The organism is Nocardia asteroides (assembly GCF_900637185.1).
Taxonomy (GTDB): domain Bacteria; phylum Actinomycetota; class Actinomycetes; order Mycobacteriales; family Mycobacteriaceae; genus Nocardia; species Nocardia asteroides.
The window spans coordinates 3,933,693-3,951,044 of record NZ_LR134352.1 but is presented as its reverse complement, the minus strand read 5'-3'; the positions used below and the strand labels follow the sequence as shown (position 1 = coordinate 3,951,044).

Annotated in this window: 17 protein-coding genes; 9 read left to right on the top strand and 8 right to left on the bottom strand. The window is 67.8% G+C overall.

All coding sequences use genetic code 11. The features are described from left to right. Positions 1–24 precede the first annotated feature (24 nt). Together EL493_RS33890 and EL493_RS18530 are read left to right on the top strand one after the other, a co-directional pair. Entirely contained in the window at positions 25–402 is a 378-nt protein-coding gene (locus EL493_RS33890; RefSeq protein WP_407938919.1) for a three-helix bundle dimerization domain-containing protein, read from the top strand. 507 nt (positions 403–909) lie between these two features. Further along, the gene (locus EL493_RS18530) at positions 910–2,838 is read left to right on the top strand and encodes an NACHT domain-containing protein (RefSeq protein ID WP_019046800.1); all 1,929 of its coding nucleotides are present in this window, start codon (positions 910–912) and stop codon (positions 2,836–2,838) included. A 155-nt stretch (positions 2,839–2,993) separates the two neighbouring features. Here the strand turns inward: EL493_RS18530 and EL493_RS18525 are convergent, their stop codons facing one another. After that, positions 2,994–3,959 (bottom strand): alpha/beta hydrolase, encoded by a 966-nt coding sequence (locus EL493_RS18525; protein WP_019046799.1) that lies wholly within the window; start codon positions 3,957–3,959, stop codon positions 2,994–2,996. A 349-nt stretch (positions 3,960–4,308) separates the two neighbouring features. Between EL493_RS18525 and EL493_RS18520 the strand changes: the two genes are divergently transcribed. Beyond that, positions 4,309–4,575: a hypothetical protein gene (locus EL493_RS18520; protein ID WP_022566967.1), complete on the top strand. Its 267-nt coding sequence runs from the start codon at positions 4,309–4,311 to the stop codon at positions 4,573–4,575. Positions 4,576–4,736: 161 nt separating this feature from the next. After that, the gene (locus tag EL493_RS18515) at positions 4,737–5,144 is read left to right on the top strand and encodes a hypothetical protein (protein ID WP_022566968.1); all 408 of its coding nucleotides are present in this window, start codon (positions 4,737–4,739) and stop codon (positions 5,142–5,144) included. On the opposite strand, the gene EL493_RS18510 is transcribed toward EL493_RS18515, so the two are convergent. From EL493_RS18510 to EL493_RS18495, 4 genes are all read right to left on the bottom strand, one after another. Next, entirely contained in the window at positions 5,145–5,879 is a 735-nt protein-coding gene (locus EL493_RS18510; protein ID WP_019046797.1) for a ferritin-like domain-containing protein, read from the bottom strand. It lies immediately after the preceding gene. Positions 5,880–6,023: 144 nt separating this feature from the next. Next, on the bottom strand, positions 6,024–6,269 hold the full coding sequence (locus EL493_RS18505) for a hypothetical protein (protein ID WP_019046796.1): 246 nt from the start codon (positions 6,267–6,269) through the stop codon (positions 6,024–6,026). A gap of 117 nt (positions 6,270–6,386) precedes the next feature. Then, a complete protein-coding gene (locus tag EL493_RS18500) occupies positions 6,387–7,385 on the bottom strand; it encodes an NAD(P)H-dependent flavin oxidoreductase (RefSeq protein WP_019046795.1) in 999 nt (332 codons plus the stop codon). Positions 7,386–7,854: 469 nt separating this feature from the next. Then, the gene (locus EL493_RS18495) at positions 7,855–10,032 is read right to left on the bottom strand and encodes a malate synthase G (RefSeq protein WP_022566969.1); all 2,178 of its coding nucleotides are present in this window, start codon (positions 10,030–10,032) and stop codon (positions 7,855–7,857) included. Positions 10,033–10,277: 245 nt separating this feature from the next. Between EL493_RS18495 and EL493_RS18490 the strand changes: the two genes are divergently transcribed. After that, positions 10,278–10,937 (top strand): TetR/AcrR family transcriptional regulator, encoded by a 660-nt coding sequence (locus EL493_RS18490; RefSeq protein ID WP_019046793.1) that lies wholly within the window; start codon positions 10,278–10,280, stop codon positions 10,935–10,937. A gap of 2 nt (positions 10,938–10,939) precedes the next feature. After that, the gene (locus EL493_RS18485; protein WP_019046792.1) at positions 10,940–12,229 is read left to right on the top strand and encodes an acyl-CoA dehydrogenase family protein; all 1,290 of its coding nucleotides are present in this window, start codon (positions 10,940–10,942) and stop codon (positions 12,227–12,229) included. 10 nt (positions 12,230–12,239) lie between these two features. Here EL493_RS18485 and EL493_RS18480 read toward each other — a convergent pair whose 3' ends face one another. Then, positions 12,240–13,082, bottom strand: coding sequence for a Vgb family protein (locus EL493_RS18480; protein ID WP_019046791.1), 843 nt, complete (start codon positions 13,080–13,082; stop codon positions 12,240–12,242). After that, positions 13,075–14,553 carry an ABC-F family ATP-binding cassette domain-containing protein gene (locus tag EL493_RS18475; protein WP_036835683.1) on the bottom strand — a complete coding sequence of 493 codons (1,479 nt, stop codon included), beginning with the start codon at positions 14,551–14,553 and terminating at the stop codon, positions 13,075–13,077. Before EL493_RS18475 ends, EL493_RS18480 begins: the two co-directional genes overlap by 8 nt. Positions 14,554–14,625: 72 nt before the next feature. On the opposite strand from EL493_RS18475, the gene EL493_RS18470 reads away from it, so the two are divergent. Continuing rightward, positions 14,626–15,225 (top strand): TetR/AcrR family transcriptional regulator, encoded by a 600-nt coding sequence (locus EL493_RS18470; protein ID WP_022566970.1) that lies wholly within the window; start codon positions 14,626–14,628, stop codon positions 15,223–15,225. Positions 15,226–15,342: 117 nt separating this feature from the next. Here the strand turns inward: EL493_RS18470 and EL493_RS18465 are convergent, their stop codons facing one another. Beyond that, complete coding sequence (locus EL493_RS18465; RefSeq protein WP_019046788.1) at positions 15,343–16,038, bottom strand: DUF4232 domain-containing protein; 696 nt, start codon at positions 16,036–16,038, stop codon at positions 15,343–15,345. 384 nt (positions 16,039–16,422) lie between these two features. Here EL493_RS18465 and EL493_RS18460 point away from each other — a divergent pair, with 384 nt between their 5' ends. Further along, entirely contained in the window at positions 16,423–16,965 is a 543-nt protein-coding gene (locus tag EL493_RS18460; protein WP_022566972.1) for an HNH endonuclease, read from the top strand. Next, the gene (locus EL493_RS18455) at positions 16,962–17,213 is read left to right on the top strand and encodes a WhiB family transcriptional regulator (protein ID WP_019046786.1); all 252 of its coding nucleotides are present in this window, start codon (positions 16,962–16,964) and stop codon (positions 17,211–17,213) included. The genes EL493_RS18460 and EL493_RS18455 overlap by 4 nt, the downstream gene beginning before the upstream one ends. Positions 17,214–17,352 lie beyond the last annotated feature (139 nt).

The window sequence follows — 17,352 nt, the reverse complement described above, 5'->3', positions numbered from 1 at the left end:
CGATGGCCCCTCCTCGAGGGCCGGATGTCCCTTCCCGAACCGCGCTCCGACAGAGCATTGTTCATACGAGGGCGAGAAACACCGCCAGCGAAGGAGACACCGATGAGTCAGTCGACGATCCATTGTCGGCGGGTAGTTCTTACCTCGCCGATAGCACAATCGACAGCTTCGGAGGCTGCGGCCGCGGGTATACCGGACAGGGAACTCGCAGCCGTGACACAAGCACTCGCCGTCAAGTTCCCTGAGACTTCCCGCGACGACATCCGCGAGATCGTCGACTCGACCTATCGAAAACTCGCTCGCGCAGCCCGGGTACACGCCCACCTCATACCGCTCACCCTCAACCTGTCCAGATCACGGTTGGCAAAAGATACCAGTCGAGAATCTCGGACAGACACATGAATTTCGGGGGTTACGCCATGGCACGCGCCTATAGCCGCGAGCAAGGAGCACGATATTCTGTCCGGCTCGTGAATCCCGGCGACCGGTGAGCGCAACCGTTTCGCACATCCTGATTGCGACCGTCATCATCTTCGCAGTGAACCTCATATCTGTGGACGCCTGGTGAGTTTCTCCGTGTACACCAGCGCGGCTACCGTCGCCGAACAAGGTCTCGGAGAAACCCTGACCTCGTCCCTCACCTCGCCGTACGGTGTCGCGATGCAATGCGCCTTGATTGCCGCCATCGTGTTGTTCGCCCGGATCGACTGGACCAGACATCTCCCCAGCCACAACAGACTCGAGAAGCACAGCAACCCATAGTTGACCGTACGCCGAGCTGTTCGGCACGAGTCCACGGACCATCGACGTCGGCAGAGGTCCAGCCCATCGGCGAAGTCGCCGCCCGTTGCCACCCCTTGCCACCGACATCCGCTGTGGCGGAGCGCTTTCGATGGCAAGCTGGTGTCTGTGACAGGGTTTGAGGCTGCCGCCGCACGCGCGGCGGCAGGGGCGAGCGTCCCGGTAGCGAAGCGGCTGTATCGGTGGTGGCGGCCGAAATCGGACTGGGCCTCCCTGACCTCGATCGCCGACAGCCTCGCCGCGGCGGTCGATCACGCCGAGCAGAAGGTTCAGCGCGAACTGCGCGCAGAGCCCGGTGCGTTCATGCCCGTCAGATTCACCGTTGCCGCCCATCCTCAGCCGGAAGCGGGGATCGGTTCAGCCGAAGTCGACGAGATTGCCGTCTATTTCGACCTCCTCGAACAGCCACGGCGGCTCGTCGTGCTCGGCGGCCCCGGCGCCGGTAAGACCGTGGCCGCCACCTACCTCGCGCGCGGCCTGATCGAGCGCCGAAACGAACTGATCTCGGTGCCCCGACGTACTACTGAACCTGTTCCGGTCCGGCTCAACACAGCGGGATGGGATGGCGGCCGAGAATTGACCTCCTGGTTGGTCAGCAGGCTGGGAGTCGACTACGAATTGCCGGCCAAGGTGGCCGAGAAGATGCTCGAGGCCGGAATGATCCTGCCCATCCTCGACGGCCTCGACGAAATGGACGACGACACCACCGATGGAGCACGCGCGAGAGCGCTACTCGATCGGCTCAACGAACGCGACTGGGCACATCGCCCTGTCGTCGTGCTGTGCCGCAGCGTCGAATTCGACAACCTCGCCCAGGCCGGCGCCGACAACGGTCTCCACGGTGCAGGCACAGTGACCATCGACCCACTCACCGCCAACCAGCCTGCCGAGTATCTCGCCCACTACCGACACCGGATCGGTTCCGCACACCCCGTCTGGGACCGGATCACCACCCACTTGCGCGTGCACGCCGACAGCCCCCTGGCCGTGACGCTGCGCACCCCGTGGATGCTCGGTCTCACCGCGACCACACTGCACCGAACTCCGCAAACCGCCGAGGACCTGCTCGACTGCCCCACCGCCGAGGGCCTACGCGATGGACTGCTCGGCGCGCAGATCCCCGCCGCGATCGCAGGCACCAAGGACACCGAGCAATTCCGCGACTATACGATCGACAACGTCGAACGGTGGCTGCGCACCTTGGCTCTACACCTTCAACACCGCCGCGACACCGGCCGCAACGGCACTGCCATCCGCCTCGACGAGATCTGGGAAATCGCCGGTGCCGCTCGAGCCCGTCTGCTACACGGCATGGCCGCGATGCTGCTTACCGGGCTGGTGCTGGTACTCGGATGCACGCTCGACCTCACGCTCACGCTCGCATTCGGGCTCTCAGGTGGCCTGGTATGTGGGCTCACCGTCGCGCTGACGCGGCATCCCATTGCCAATCGCATTGCTTGGAAAGTGCCTACCCGGAGGCGATGGCCGTCGGGACTCGCGGCAGGGGCAGCGGGTGCGCTCGTACTCGGGCTCTCCGCAGGGATCTCGTTCCGGCTCTCGGCTGGACTCGTCGGCGGGGTGACGGTCGGACTCGCATTCGGGGCACTGGGCGGACTGGCTGCCGGGGTCGTCGCGGGTCTCAGGACCACGGTCGAGGATCAGCTGGCCATCGGGGCCGATGGTCGACGGCTCATACGGGATGACCTGCATTCAGCGCTCTTTCACGGCGCCATATTCGGCCTGACGTTCGGACTCGTCGTCGGGGTCTCAGCAGCGCTCGCGGCCGGGCCCGCATCGGGACTCGCCATCGGACTCACGTTCGGTCTGATGATCGCACTCGCCTATGGACTCGGGTCCGGACGCGCCAGCGGCCGCCATTTCGTGGCGGTTCTTCTGTTCAAAGCCACCGCGGATTTCCCGGCTCGTCCGGCCGTGTTCCTGGATTGGGCTCGCGACCGCGGCCTGCTTCGCATCAACGCGACGGCCTACCAATTCCGACACCAGACCTACCAGCAGTGGCTCATCGACGTGAAGTAGTGCGTTCAAGCTGTCACGAGTGGCGCGAGAGTTCCCAGCGCCCCGTCGGTTCCCCCTAACGTGAACACCGCGAACCCCGGCCCGCGACGAAGACCACTCATCGCGTCCGGGCTTCGCTACCGCTGAGACGGGACCCAGATGAACGGTGCGGTCCGTCAGCGAGAAGCACCGATCGACTCGGCGAGGAACGGCCACGAACGACGCAGATCGTCTTCCCAATAGCCCCACGAGTGCGTGCCGACCGGTCGATCGTCGAGCGTCACCGGAATGTTCAACTCGCCCAGCCGATTCGCGAGATTAACGGTGCAGAAGCGGACCGCGGCTTCGATCGGACCACCGACCAGCACCTGCGCCGCCAGCGGGATGCGACCATCCTGGACCCGCGGGTCCGCGGGAGTGTCGTGCGGCGCGGCGGGCACACCGCTCCCGGTGCTCAAGTAGACGGCGGTCCCGCGCAGGCGTTCGGCGTTGACGAAGGGGTCGTTGGCACGCCACAGCGGCCCGTTGCGTGGTCCCCACATGTTCTCCACACTGCGTCCACCGCCCCAGTTCTCGACAGTGATACGGACGAACTCCTGCCCGATCGGATCCGAAGTCTGCGCACAGCCACTGTAGGAAGCGACGCTGCGCCAGAATCCGGGCTTCGCGATGGCCAGATTCAACACCGAGGTACCACTCATCGACACCCCGGCCAGCGCCCGCTCGTCGTTCGCACCCAAGAAGTTCTCGATCACCGGCGGCAGTTCCTCATTGATGAAGGTCTGCCACTTGTTCCGCCCGAGAACCGGGTCATCGGCCACCCAATCGGTGTAGTACGAGCTGCTACCGCCGACCGGCGTCACGACATTGACGTCTCGGCCACGCAGAAAGTCGACCACGTCTGTCTGGGCGTCCCACCCACTTCCGTTCGGACCACCCTGGGAACCATTGAGCAGATACAACGTCGGCCGCTGCGCCTCCGCCGCACGAACCACCTGGACCGGGATGGACCGGTCCATTGCCGCGGAGTAGACGGACACCACCTCGTGACGTTCGCCCACATCCCGCACGGCGACCACGCCGTTCGACGGTTCGGCGACCGCGGGCCCAGCCGTGGTGGCCAGCCCGGCGACGGCTGCCACGGCCACCGATGCCGCGGCCAGCCGGAACCGGGTATTTGTGCACGCCGATCGCGATGTTCCCATGTGCGGTCATCTCCTGTTGCTCGCGTCAGATCCTGACCAATCCACGTGCCGAGGCGACGGCACGACAGGAAGTTCGCGACGCGACCGGCCGCGGTTTGGTCTGGCGACGAAAACATGGGCGGTCCACGACGCCGCACCCCGGTAAGGGCAGCCGACGGCCACCAATGCAGCGGCCCCGCCTCGGACTTCTCCGACGTCACCGCCGAGGCCGGCGCAGCGCCGCTCGGGCCTGAGAGGTAGAGACCTCGAGCGGACAGCGACGTTGTCCCCGGCCATACTGACCTGTGTGCTCAGTGATGACGATCTCGACGTGATCGAAGCCCGTTGCGCCGCAGCTTCACCCGGACCGTGGACAGCCTTCGTCGAAGGGCGTGATCATGACAGCGGTGACGGTTTCATACAGGTCGGCGACGTCGGCAACGAGCCCGACATGTATGTGTCCCGCGAACGTCGACCAGCCGCAGCAGCAGACCTGGACTTCATCGCTTCGGTTCGGCAGGACATCCCGGCGCTCGTCGCCGAAATCCGGAGATTGCGAGCCGCGAACGGCTGACGATGCACCGTACACGGCAAGTTGGCTCGGAGAACGAGGGGAAAATGAACGAGCACTTCGAATATGCAGTGGTACCAAAGGAATTTCAGCTCGAGGCCCCACCCGTGTGACGGCGGATCGACGAGGTATGGAAGTGCTACTCGGTCATCGATCAGGAATGGGTGGAACCCGAGCGGCTCGGACAAGCGCCACCTCCAGCGGCAGCCGCGTTCCTGTTGCCGGTGACCGATCGGCTCGCCGCCGAACTGATGACGGGTCGCCCGCGAAAAATCAGATACTGGGCAGTCTACGACCATCACGACTGGGAAATCGAAAACCACAGGTACGTGCGGCGTCCGGGGAAGTCCCCGTTCAACGTTGTTCGATCCTGGTATGGAGAGCAGGACCGTCGGGAACATACCGAGGTGTTCTACCGGGACGCACGCTGGCGCGAAGGCACCGAGAAGGTCTTCTTGTTCTTCAATCCCCGTGACAAGTGGCCAGACTTTCTGCTGGAGATCTGCGAGGAAGAAGCTGACGAGATCCTGCTCGGGCTCTTCGGCGTCGCCGACGCCACGCAGCGGGCTTGATCAGGTCCAGACGTAGCATTGCGGGTCCATGCGTCGCCAAGCGCGGTTCATTTTCGCGTAGGCGGCCCGACGGTAATGCGTCCATGTGTAACCGCCCGTGCGCAGAGCGCGGTGGTGACCGACCCATACCAGCACCATGACCGCGAGAAACAGGACACGGTGGGCGAGCATGGTGCAGCGGAAGCGGGTGCGGGAACGCTTGTGCAGCAGCACCGCAAGGCGCTCACATTGCAACTGCACATGGGGCACCTCGTCGGCGAGGATCTGGGCGCAGACCGCGCGCAGAACCGGTGAGCCGGTTGCCCGACGGATCGCGTTGTAGTAGATCATCGCCAGCACTTCGACCATGACGACAGGTGTGGTCCAGACTTCGATGTCGGTCACGCTGTAGCGCAGCCTGCGAAAGAGTGTGTCGCCCCAATCAGCTTGCCGCCGTCCGATTCCCGCATCGTCCAGCACTCGACCCAACAGCGCGCCATGGCGCTGCTCCTCACGGATGAACAGGTCGATGACATCGCGATACGCGGGATCGCCGGTGGCAGTGGCGAAGCGGTCAGCCGATGCCGCCAGATGCCGTCCGTCCGATGTTTCGCCGAGCTGCCAGGCCTGCAGTGACCGGCGCAGGGGTGCCAACTCCGTCGAAGAAGCCCCGATTCCGGCTGATTCCCACGGAATCTCGCGCTGCCGGAGCGCGTTCTGCCGGAAGTAGGCGAGCCATTCCTCGGTGGAACGCACTCGTCGCGCACCCGCCCGTTCACCGATCGCTGATGCCGCGCTCTTCGCTTCCCTCACAGCTTCCCCCTCTGCTCGCCTCCAGTCGTACCCGAAGCGGAGGCTCGCCGCCAGCGGACCTGTCGCCTGGCAAGATCCGTCAGCCGGTCAGTGTTCCTGCACGGTGTCGAGGAAGTCCGCCACGTCGTCCCGGTCCGGTGCGAAGACCCAGATCTCGGCACCCCCTTGGAGTGCACAGAATTCGGCGTGGGCGGTACCGTTCTCGGCCCAGAGTCGACAGACCCCACCGTCGGTGAAGACGATCTCGACCGCATCGGAGGCGTCGTCGTTTCGAGCGATGTGGTCGGAGAACAGGTGCGCCAACTGCCGGCGCAGGCTGTCGATGGTCTCCATTGCCCGAGCTCCTCCTATGGATCACACGCTGCGCCACGAATCACACGCTGCGCCGCAATCTGATCACACACATTGCGAGTCGTCGAACCCCGCGACAGCGGCCGTGCAGGATCGGCGCTAGCGCGCCGAAACCACTGCCCCGGTGAGGTTTCCGACCGTCGCCGCGAGATCGCCGCACGCCTGCTCGTACTGGCGACGCAGAGTCGCCACCAGTTCGGCGGTCGACCCGGCTTCGGTGACCGCACCGATGCCCTGGCCCGCACCCCAGACATCCCGCCAGGCCTTGGCATCGACACCGGAGGAACCGAAATTCATCTGCGAAGGATCCGACTCGGGCAGATTGTCTGGATCCAGGCCGGCGGCGACGATGCTGCCGCGCAGATAGTTGCCGTGCACACCGGTGAACAGATTGCTGTAGACGATATCGGCCGCGGAGGAGTCGACGATCATCTGCCGGTAGCCGGGCACGACATTGGCCTCGGCCGTCGACAGAAACGCCGAGCCGATGTAGGCCAGGTCGGCACCGGCGGCCTGGGCCGCCAAGATCGACCGGCCGTGCGCGATGGAACCCGACAGCAACAGCGGACCGTCGAACCAGGTCCGGATCTCCTGGATCAACGCGAACGGCGACTGCGTGCCCGCATGCCCGCCCGCACCCGCTGCCACCGCGATGAGCCCGTCGGCGCCCTTCTCGATCGCCTTGCGCGCGTACTCGTTGTTGATCACGTCGTGCAGCACGATCCCGCCGTAGGAGTGCACCGCGTCGTTGATCTCGGTCCGCGCGCCCAGCGAACTGATCACGATCGGCACCTCGTGCTCGACGATGACCGCCATGTCCTGCTCGAGCCGATCGTTGGAGCGGTGCACGATCTGATTGACCGCGAACGGTGCCACCACCGCTTCCGGGTTCGCCACGGCGTACGCCGCGTTCTCCTCGACGATGCGATCGAGCCAGTCGCCGAGGAGCGAGGCGGGGCGCGCGTTCAGCGCCGGAAACGATCCGACGATCCCGGCCTGGCACTGAGCGATGACGAGCTCGGGACCCGACGCGATGAACATCGGCGAGGCCACGACGGGCAGGGACAGGCGGCCGGAAAGCTGCGGGGGCAGTGCCATTGAATCCTCCGAGGACGGGACGGACCGGCGGTCGAGCCGAGTGAACGTCAGTTCTTGCACGATAGGTCGCGCACTGGCGTATATGCAACCAGTTGCATAGCACATGTGGCGTCGATCACGACGACCGTTGCTCCCGGGTCGAGAACGCCACTGGGTAGCCGCGGCGCTTCCCGACCGCGCCCCATGGTCAGCGCGAGTTCTCCATCCGGTTCGCTTCGAGGACGAAGCGACGGCCGATCGGTCAGCATCCGCGGCAGCCGAGAATCTGTTCGGACGGAAGCGCTTCGACGAAATTCTTTCGTTCACGAATAGCGTCCGTCAGCTCCCACAGTTGGTGACCGTTTCCGGCTGACGCCCCGTTATCCACGATGATCTCCAGCAACGACAGCGGCCCCGCCTCGAATTTCTCCGAGGCGGGGCCGCAAGCGAAAAGAGCTGCTACGAGCTACTTTTCACACAGTCGACAGCACTACTTCTGCGCGGCCTTGTACTCACGACGACGGCGGTGCAGGATCGGCTCGGTGTAGCCGTTGGGCTGCTTGGTGCCTTCGAGGACCAGTTCCTTGGCGGCCTGGAAGGCGATGCTGGCGTCGAAGTTCGGGGCCATCGGGGTGTAGGCCTTGTCGCCGGCGTTCTGGCGGTCGACGACGGGGGCCATGCGCTCGAGGCTGGCGATCACGTCGGCCTCGGTGACGATGCCGTGGCGCAGCCAGTTGGCGACCAGCTGGCTCGAGATGCGCAGGGTGGCACGGTCTTCCATGAGGCCGATGTCGTTGATGTCGGGCACCTTGGAGCAGCCGACACCGTGGTCGATCCAGCGGACGACGTAGCCCAGGATGCCCTGGGAGTTGTTGTCGAGCTCCTGGCGCTTCTCGTCGTCGGACCAGTCGGTGGACTGCGCGAGGGGGATCTCCAGGATCTGGTCGACGGTGGCCCGGGGGCCGCCCTTGGCGATCTCGGACTGCCGCTTGAACACGTCCACCTGGTGGTAGTGGGTGGCGTGCAGGGTGGCGGCGGTCGGCGAGGGCACCCACGCGGTGTTGGCGCCGGCCTTGGGGTGGACGATCTTCTGCTCGAGCATGCCTGCCATCAGGTCGGGCATGGCCCACATGCCCTTGCCGATCTGGGCCTTGCCGGGCAGACCCTTGGCCAGGCCGGTGTCGACGTTCCAGTCCTCGTAGGAGGTGATCCAGGTCTGGGTCTTCATCTCGGCCTTGCGGACCATCGGCCCGGCCTCCATGGAGGTGTGGATCTCGTCGCCGGTGCGGTCCAGGAAGCCGGTGTTGATGAACACCACGCGATCCTTGGCGGCCTCGATCGACGCGGCGAGGTTGACCGTGGTGCGGCGCTCCTCGTCCATGATGCCGACCTTGAGGGTGTTGCGGGTCAGGCCGAGGACGTCCTCGATCCGGCCGAACAGCTCGTTGGTGAACGCGGCCTCGTCGGGGCCGTGCATCTTCGGCTTCACGATGTAGACCGAGCCGGTGCGCGAGTTCAGGCGGGTGTTGTCGCCGTTGAGCGAGTGCACCGCGATCAGCGAGGTGATCAGGCCGTCCATGATGCCCTCGGGCACCTCGTTGCCCTCGGCGTCGATGATCGCGTCGGAGGTCATCAGGTGGCCCACGTTGCGCACGAACAGCAGCGAGCGGCCGTGCAGCACCAGCTCCGAACCGTCGAGCGCGGTGAACACGCGGTCGGGGTTCATGGTGCGGGTGAAGGTCTTGCCGCCCTTGGTGACCTCTTCGGCCAGGTCGCCCTTCATCAGGCCGAGCCAGTTGCGGTAACAGACGACCTTGTCCTCGGCGTCGACCGCGGCGACCGAGTCCTCGAAGTCCATGATGGTGGTGAGCGCGGACTCAAGCACGATGTCCTTGACACCGGCGGTGTCGGTCGAACCGATCGGCGAGTTCGCGTCGATCTGGATCTCGATGTGCAGGCCGTTGTGCTTGAGCAGCACCGAGGTCGGGGCCTCGGGGTCACCGAGGTAGCCCACCAGCTGCGAGGGGTCGGCCAGGCCGATGTCGGTGCCGTCTTCCAGGCCGACCTCGAGCTCGCCGTCGACGATCTTGTAGTACGACGAACCGATGTGCGAGCCGGTGATCAGGGTCACGGCGTCGTCGAGGAAGTTGCGGCCCCACTCGATGACCTTGTCGCCGCGCACGCGGTTGTAGCCGGTGCCCTTCTCGGCGCCGTTGGCCTCGGAGATGGCGTCGGTGCCGTAGAGCGCGTCGTACAGCGAACCCCACCGCGCGTTGGCGGCGTTGATCGCGAAGCGCGCGTTCATCACCGGCACCACGAGCTGCGGGCCCGCGGTGCTGGCGATCTCGGCGTCGACATTGCCGGTGCCGATCTGGAACGGGGCGGGCTCGGGGCGCAGGTAACCGATCTCGGTCAGGAACTGCTTGTAGGCGCCCTTGTCGTAGCCGGCGCCGGGGCTTTCCTGGTGCCAGGCGTCGAGCTTGCCCTGGATCTCGTCGCGTTCGGCCAGCAGGGCGCGGTTGCGCGGGGCGAGGTCGTTGACGACCTGCTCGGCTCCGGCCCAGAACGCGGCGGAATCTACGCCGGTACCGGGGAGCGCCTCGTTCTCGATGAAATCGTGGAGAACGCTGGCCACCTGGAGCCCGCCGACCTGAATCCGCTCTGTCATCTACTGCCTCACTTTTGAGAAAGCCGGGTGGGAAAAGTCGATGTCATGTTACCCGTGGGTAGAGCTGACATCTCGTGTGGGTGGAACGTCGCGCGAGCGCCGTCCATTCCGCCACGCCGAAGCACCACGGTCGATGCGATGGGCGTGGCGGCACACCTCTTGATTGTAGGCGCGCCGGGTTTTAATGTACTGATCGGAACATTTTCCGGCGGGCAGCCCTGGTCGAGCGGTGGAGCGGAGGCACGATGAGCGTCGCGCACCCCGAGGAGCCCGTCGCCCCGGTCCGGCGCCGCGGCCGCCCGCCCGCCACCGATCGTGGCGCGGCCGACACCGCCGCGCGCATCCGCGCCGCGGCCCTCGAGCTGTTCGCCGAGCGCGGCTTCCACGCGACCGGCGTCGCCGAGATCGGCGCGCGGGCCGACGTGCAGCGCGGCGCGCTGTACTACCACATCGGCTCCAAGGAAGAACTGCTCTGGGAGATCCTGGGCGAGTACACCCGGCTGCTGCTCGCCGACGCCGAACGCATTGTCGGCGCGGGCGCGGATCCGGTCGCCACGCTGCGTCTGCTCGTGCGCAGTCACGTCGAGCTGATCGTGACGCACCGGCGCGCGGTCGCGGTGCACCTGCGCGACGCCGACGCTCTCACCGGCGCCCGCGCGGCCGAACTCCAGCAGCTGCGCGATCGGCTGCAGCAGCTCTGGCAGGAGGTGATCGACGCCGGGTACGCGGCGGGCCGGTTGCGCACGGCCGACCACATCGTCACCAACGGGCTGCTCGGCATGCTCAACTCGCTCGGGTTCTGGTACCGCGAACGCGGAGCGCACTCCCCCGCCGAGATCGCCGACATCCTCACCGACACCGTCCTGTCCGGACTCGCCGTCACCGACGACAACACGAAAGGCTGATCATGGCTTGGGATTTCGAGACCGATCCGGAGTACCAGCGCAAGCTCGACTGGGTCGCGGAGTTCGTCCGCACCGAGGTCGAGCCCCTGGATCTGCTCTACCCCAATCCCTACGACCGCACCGATCCCGAGATCCGTGCCCTGATGCGGCCGTTGCAGCGGCAGGTGCGCGAGCAGGGCCTGTGGGCCTGCCATCTGGGCCCCGAGCTCGGCGGGCCCGGCTACGGCCAGCTCAAGCTCGCGTTGCTCAACGAGGTGCTGGGCACGTCGATGTGGGCGCCGCTCGTCTTCGGTTGTCAGGCACCGGATTCCGGCAACGCCGAGATCCTGGCGCACTTCGGCACGGCCGAGCAGAAGGAGAAGTACCTACGGCCGCTGCTCGACGGCGAGATCGGCTCCTGCTACGTGATGACCGAGCCCACCGGCGGCTCCGACCCGACCGCGTTCAAGACCACCGCGGTGCGGGACGGGGACGAGTGGGTCATCAACGGCGAGAAGTGGTTCAATTCCGCCGCCGAGTTCGCCACCTTCCACATCGTGATGGTGGTGACCGATCCGGCCGCCGATCCGCATCTGCGGCTGTCGATGTTCATCGTCCCCGCCGACGCTCCCGGGCTGGAGATCGTGCGCAATTTCACCGTGCCGGGATTCAGCGAGCACGAAGGACATCTGCGGTTCAGCGATGTCCGGGTCCCCGCCGATCACCTGCTCGGCGCCGAGGGCGCCGGATTCCTGGTCGCCCAGACCCGGCTCGGCGGCGGCCGGGTGCACCACGCGATGCGCACGGTCGCGCTGGTGCGCAAGGCGTTCGACATGATGTGCGAACGCGCGGTGTCGCGCCCGGCCCGCAAGGGCGTGCTCGGTGGTTTCCAGATGACCCAGGAGCGGATCGCCGACAGCTGGATCCAGATGGAGCAGTTCCGGCTGCTGGTACTGCGCACCGCTTGGCGCATCGATCGGGCCCAGGACTACCGGGCGGTGCGCAAGGACATCGCCGCGATCAAGATCGCCATGCCCACGGTGATGAACGACATCGCCCGGCGGGCCCTGCATCTGCACGGCGCGCTCGGGGTCAGCACCGATCTGCCGTTCCTGGACATGACCACCTACGCCGAGGTGATGGCGATCGCCGACGGGCCCACCGAGGTGCACAAGATCACCCTCGCCAAGGAGGTGCTCAAGCAATACGCCCCTGCGGATCCCGTGTACCCCAGCGGTTACCGACCCGCGCTGCGCGAAGAGGCCCGCGATCTGGTCGCCCGCCGGCTCGAGCGCGAGGTCGGCAACCTCTGACCTCGGAGCGTCAGGGCGAGACCTCCACCAGCGCACCGGATTCCATCGCCACCCAGAGGTGCCCGGCCGGGTCGACGGTCAATCCGTGCGGTTCTTCGCCGGGCAGCGCGAGGTGGCTGACGGTGCCGTCGGTGGTGATCCGGCCGAGGCGGTTGCCCGCCCACTCGGTGAACCACAGCGCGCCGTCGGGCCCGGTGACGATGGCGTGCGGCCGGGCGGCCGGGTCCGGGAGCGCGAATTCGGTGACGGTGCCGTCGATGGTGATGCGGCCGACGGCACCGGCGCCGATCTCGACGAACCAGAGCGCGCCGTCGGGCCCGGCGGTGATGCCGACCGGTGCGGCGGCCGGGGTCGGGAGCGGGTACACCGTCACCGCGAGGTCGTCGTCGACCCGGCCGACGGCATTGCCCTGGTTCAGGGTGAACCACACGGCGCCGTCGGAACCCGGCGTGATCATCGACGGCATCCCGTCGACAGCCGCGTGCTCGATCCGGCCGTCGGGGGTTCGCCGCCCGACCCGGCCCGCCTGGATCTCGGTGAACCACAGCGTGTCACCGGGCCCCGCGCACAGCCCGTACGGTCCGTCGGCGGCGATACCGTCGATCACCCCGTCGGTCGTGATCCGGCCGAGCCTGCCGCCGCGGAACTCGGTGAACCACAGGGCGCCGTCGGGCCCGGTGACCAGGACGGTCGGCTGCCCGGCGGGGTCCGCCGGGAAGGTCCGCACGACGCCGTCGCCGTAGCGGCCGATGGCGCCCTGGGCGACCAGGGTGAACCACAGCGCGCCGTCGGGCCCGGTGGTCACGCCGTAGGGGGCGCCCGGTACGTCGATCACCTGCACGATGTCAGCCAAAGTCCTGGATTCCCTTCTGTATTCCGCGGAACCGGCGCCGCAGCGCGCGGTCGTGCGAGACGACGACCACCGCGCCCCGATAGTCGTGGACGGCGCGCTCGAGCTCGTCGACGAGGGTCAGCGAGAGGTGATTGGTGGGCTCGTCGAGCAGCAGCAGGTCGTAGTCGCCGGCGAGGACCCGGGCCAGGCCCAATCTGCGCCGCTGACCCTCCGAGAGGGTACCCACCGGGCGGTCCAGTTGCTCGGCGGCGAACAGCCCGGTCGCCAGCAGCGCATCGCGGCCGCAGCCGTAGGTCTCGATGACGGTCCGATCGGGGTCGAAGCGGTAGTCCTGGCGCAGGTAGCCGATGCGGCCCGGGGCTGTGGCGTGGACGGTGTCGAGCAGTGTCGACTTCCCTGATCCGTTGGGTCCGTGGATCAGCAGCCGGTCCCGGGCGCGCAGGGTCATCGAGCCGATGGTGAACTCACCGGCGCCGCCCGTGCTCGTGAACCGGCCGCGGAACCGCAGCGGTTCCGGCGGTCGCGGCACCGGGTCCTCGCGCAGCCTGCGCAGGCGTTCGGAGGTGTTGCGGACGCGGGTGGCGACCGAACTCTGCACCCGGCCCGCGTTGCGGTCGTAGGCCATCTTGTTGTTGTCGGTCATCGCGCGGCCGTGCGCGACCTGCTGGGCGGTGGAGGTCGCGAATTCTTCGAGCCGGGCGATCTCGGCGCGCCACTGCGCGTAGGCCTGCTCCCAGCGCACCCGGGCGGCCGCCTGCGCCGCCAGGAAGCCGGTGTAGCCGCCGCCGTAGCGGGTCAGGCCACCGTCGGCGACCTCGACGATCGCCGTGACCACCCGGTCCAGGAAGACCCGGTCGTGGGAGACGACGACGACCGTTCCTCGATGGGTGCGCAGCCGGTTCTCCAGCCAGGTCAGCGCGGCCTCGTCGAGGTGATTGGTGGGCTCGTCGAGCAGCAATACTTCGGGCGAGGCCGCGAGCAGGCAGGCCAGGCCGAGCCGGGCGCGCTCCCCGCCGGAGAGACTGTCGAGTGCGCGGGCACGGTCGAGACCGGCCAGGCCGAGTCCGTGCAGGGAGGCTTCGACCCTGGCATCGGCGGCGTAGCCGTCGCGGGCTTCGAACCGGGCGAGCAGGGCGCCGTACCGGTCCATGTCCTGATCCTCGGCGGCGGCGTGCATGCCGCGTTCCAGTGCGCGCAGCTCCCCCAGCGCGTGTTCCACGGCCTCGTCGACGGTCCCACCGGCCAGGGTCTGCGCGAGATGCCCCAGCCCGTCCTCGGCCGTGACGGTCACCGTGCCGGCGTCGGCGCTCTCCAGCCCGGCCATGATCCGCAGCAGGGTGGATTTCCCCGATCCGTTCTCGCCGACGATGCCGACCCGCTCGCCGGGTCGGATCGCCAGTGATACCGCATCGAGCACCAGCCGGTCGGCATACGACTTCGACAGCGCGTGCACGGACAGTTGAGTGGTCAAACAGCACTCCAATCGCTACGTGTGTAGCTTTAATGTACAAAGGGTTCGCTACTAACGCGACAGGAGTTGTTTTTGGATACGCAACGTCGGCCGGGCGGGCGCAGCGCCCGAGTGCGCGAAGCCGTCCTCGACGCGACGACGGCCGAGCTCGCGGACGGCGGCTATCAGAGCCTCACCGTGGAGGGCGTCGCCCAGCGCGCGGGCGTGCACAAGACCACGGTGTACCGGCGCTGGCGCGACCCCGCAGGCCTGGTCGCCGACGCGCTCGATCGCAGCGCCGGACAGGCCTGGCCGATTCCGGACACCGGCAGTCTCACCGGCGACCTGCACGCCCTCACCGAATTGCTGCGCATGGGGTTCACCGACCCCGGATCAGGCCCGGTGGCAACGGCTTTCGTCGCGGCGGGGATGCAGCATCCCGACACCGCCGCAGCACTGCGCGCCTTCTACACCGCACGCCACGGCGAGGCGGCGGTGATCGTCGATCGCGCCGTCGCGCGCGGCGAACTCACCGAAGGAATCGATGCCGCCGAGGTGATCCGGTTCGCACTGGCACCCCTGTTCCACCGGCTGTTCGTCACCCATGAGGAGGTCACCGCGGCTGATGCCCTGCGTGCCGCCGATGCCGCTGTCGCGGTCGCGCACGCATGGAGCACGAATCCCACTGCGTGACAGTCGATTACCACGCCGATCACCGCGCCTCGGCGCGAGCCATGTTCCGGCCGAATCGTAGTGGCGGATCACGTACGGGCGGGTGGCGGGCTGGAACGGATTCGCCACGAACCGGCCTCAGGGCATCGGTGTGATCGGGTGTACGGCCAGGTCGCAGACGGACAGCGATTCGGCGACCGGGACGGTGTCGGTGGTATCGGGCGCGGTCACCCGCAGCTCGCGATAGGTCGGGCAGGGCAGGCCCGTGGCATCCGTGGCGACCCCTTCCACCACGGCCTCGCCGCCTCGGTCCTGGGTGAGGATTACGGTGGCGGGAGCGCTCCGACCGGGCGGGAGGCCACCCAGATAGCCGCGCGGCGTGCGGGTGGCGCTCACGGTGTCGGCACCGACGGCGTCGACGCCCGGATAGCCGGTCAGCGCGCACGGGGCACTGGCGCCGACCAGCCGGAACCGCAACGTCAGGCCCTGGTGCCCGGCCGCCGCCGTGACCGGGCCGCCACCGACGAGTACCTGCCCGTCGGCGCAGGTGGGTGCGCTGTCGGGCACCGGCGCGCTGGGCGGGCTGGTGGGACCGCCGGCGGCCGCGGGCGCCGAGGTCGCCGGGCCTGGACCGGGGGCGGGAACCGCGGCGGGCGGGACGAGCGTGGCCGGGCCCGCGGGCGTCGTCCGGCTCGACGAGGCCGGGCCGGGAGCGGGCAGGGTCGGGGTGGGGCGGTCGGCGGGGGCGCTGGTGCCCGTGGAATCGGTGCCACAGGCCCCGAGCAGCAGCACCGCCGCGCACGCCGCGGCGACCGGAATCCGCGCTGTCCGCATGGCACCACTCCTCGCGTTCGGCACGCCCGACGGGCACCTCACCCCGAAAATGTAGCGCGACCTGCCCCTTCTCCGAATCCGTCGGTACCGGAGCGTTACCCGAAATAAATCAGCCGACATCCGGCGCGGCGTGTGCCACCATGAATTCCACGCCGGTCATTCGCAACAGGGCGAGACCGACGAGACACTTCGAGAGGAGGAGACGGCCATGAAAACCTTTGCGCCACTGCGACAGTCACACAAGACCTATCGCCGCGCCGGTTCGGCCCACAGCGAGATCGTCGCGGGTCCCGATGCCATGGCCCGTCTCCGGCACGCGCACTGACGCGTCGCCCACCCCAGCTCCGACTGTCGCTTCCGTTCTCTCGAAACATGGTGATTCCCATGACGATCCGTCATGCCGTCGACCCGATGGCGCCCACTTCCGACACCTGGATACGCACCAGGGTGCTCGTGCTCAACGCCAGCTACGAGGCCCTCGACGAGATCACCGCCGACCGGGCCGTGACACTGCTGATCAGCGGCGCCGCGGAGACCGTCATCGAGCGGGCGCCGCGGTTCCCGATCCGCTCCCAGCACCTGGTCATCGGGTTGCCGGAGACGATCCGGCTGCTGCGCTACGTCTACCTCGGCCACGTCGCCCCGGTCGACGAGGCCAGCCGCGCCACCCTGGCCGGCGTGCTGCGCCGCGACAAGCACCGCTGCGGCTACTGCGCCGACTGGGCGCAGACCGTCGACCACATCCGCCCGCGCAGCAGGGGCGGACCGAACACGTGGGGCAACCTGATCGCCTGCTGTGGGCCCTGCAATACGAGCAAGGCCGACCGCACCCCCGAAGAAGCGGGGATGCGGCTGCTGTGGGAGCCCAAGGCTCCCGACCCGCTGGCCCGCACCCAGCGCCGGATCTGGAAGGAGTACGCGCCGTGACCACCGACCTCGCACTGACCGAACTGCTGACTCTCTCCGACTCGGGGCAATGGCACCGGGCCGCCTGCCGCGGTGACCCGAACCACGAGGCGTGGTTCCCGTACCCGTCGCAGGACTTCGACTACGCCCGCCGCATCTGCGCCGGTTGCCCGTTGCTCGCGGGGTGCACCGAGTACGCGGCGCAGACCGGGCAGTCGGGGGTCTGGGGCGGCCGCGAATACGACCGCGGCCGGGTGATCCGCGAGTGACCGGCCGGGGCCGGGTGTCCGCTGTGACACCCGGCCCCGTGCCGTGACCAGCGACGATGCCCACCGGCGGACACCGTGCGGACGCACCGCGCGGTGTCCTTAAACTTGCCTCGTGGGTACACATCGCAGCGGGACCAGA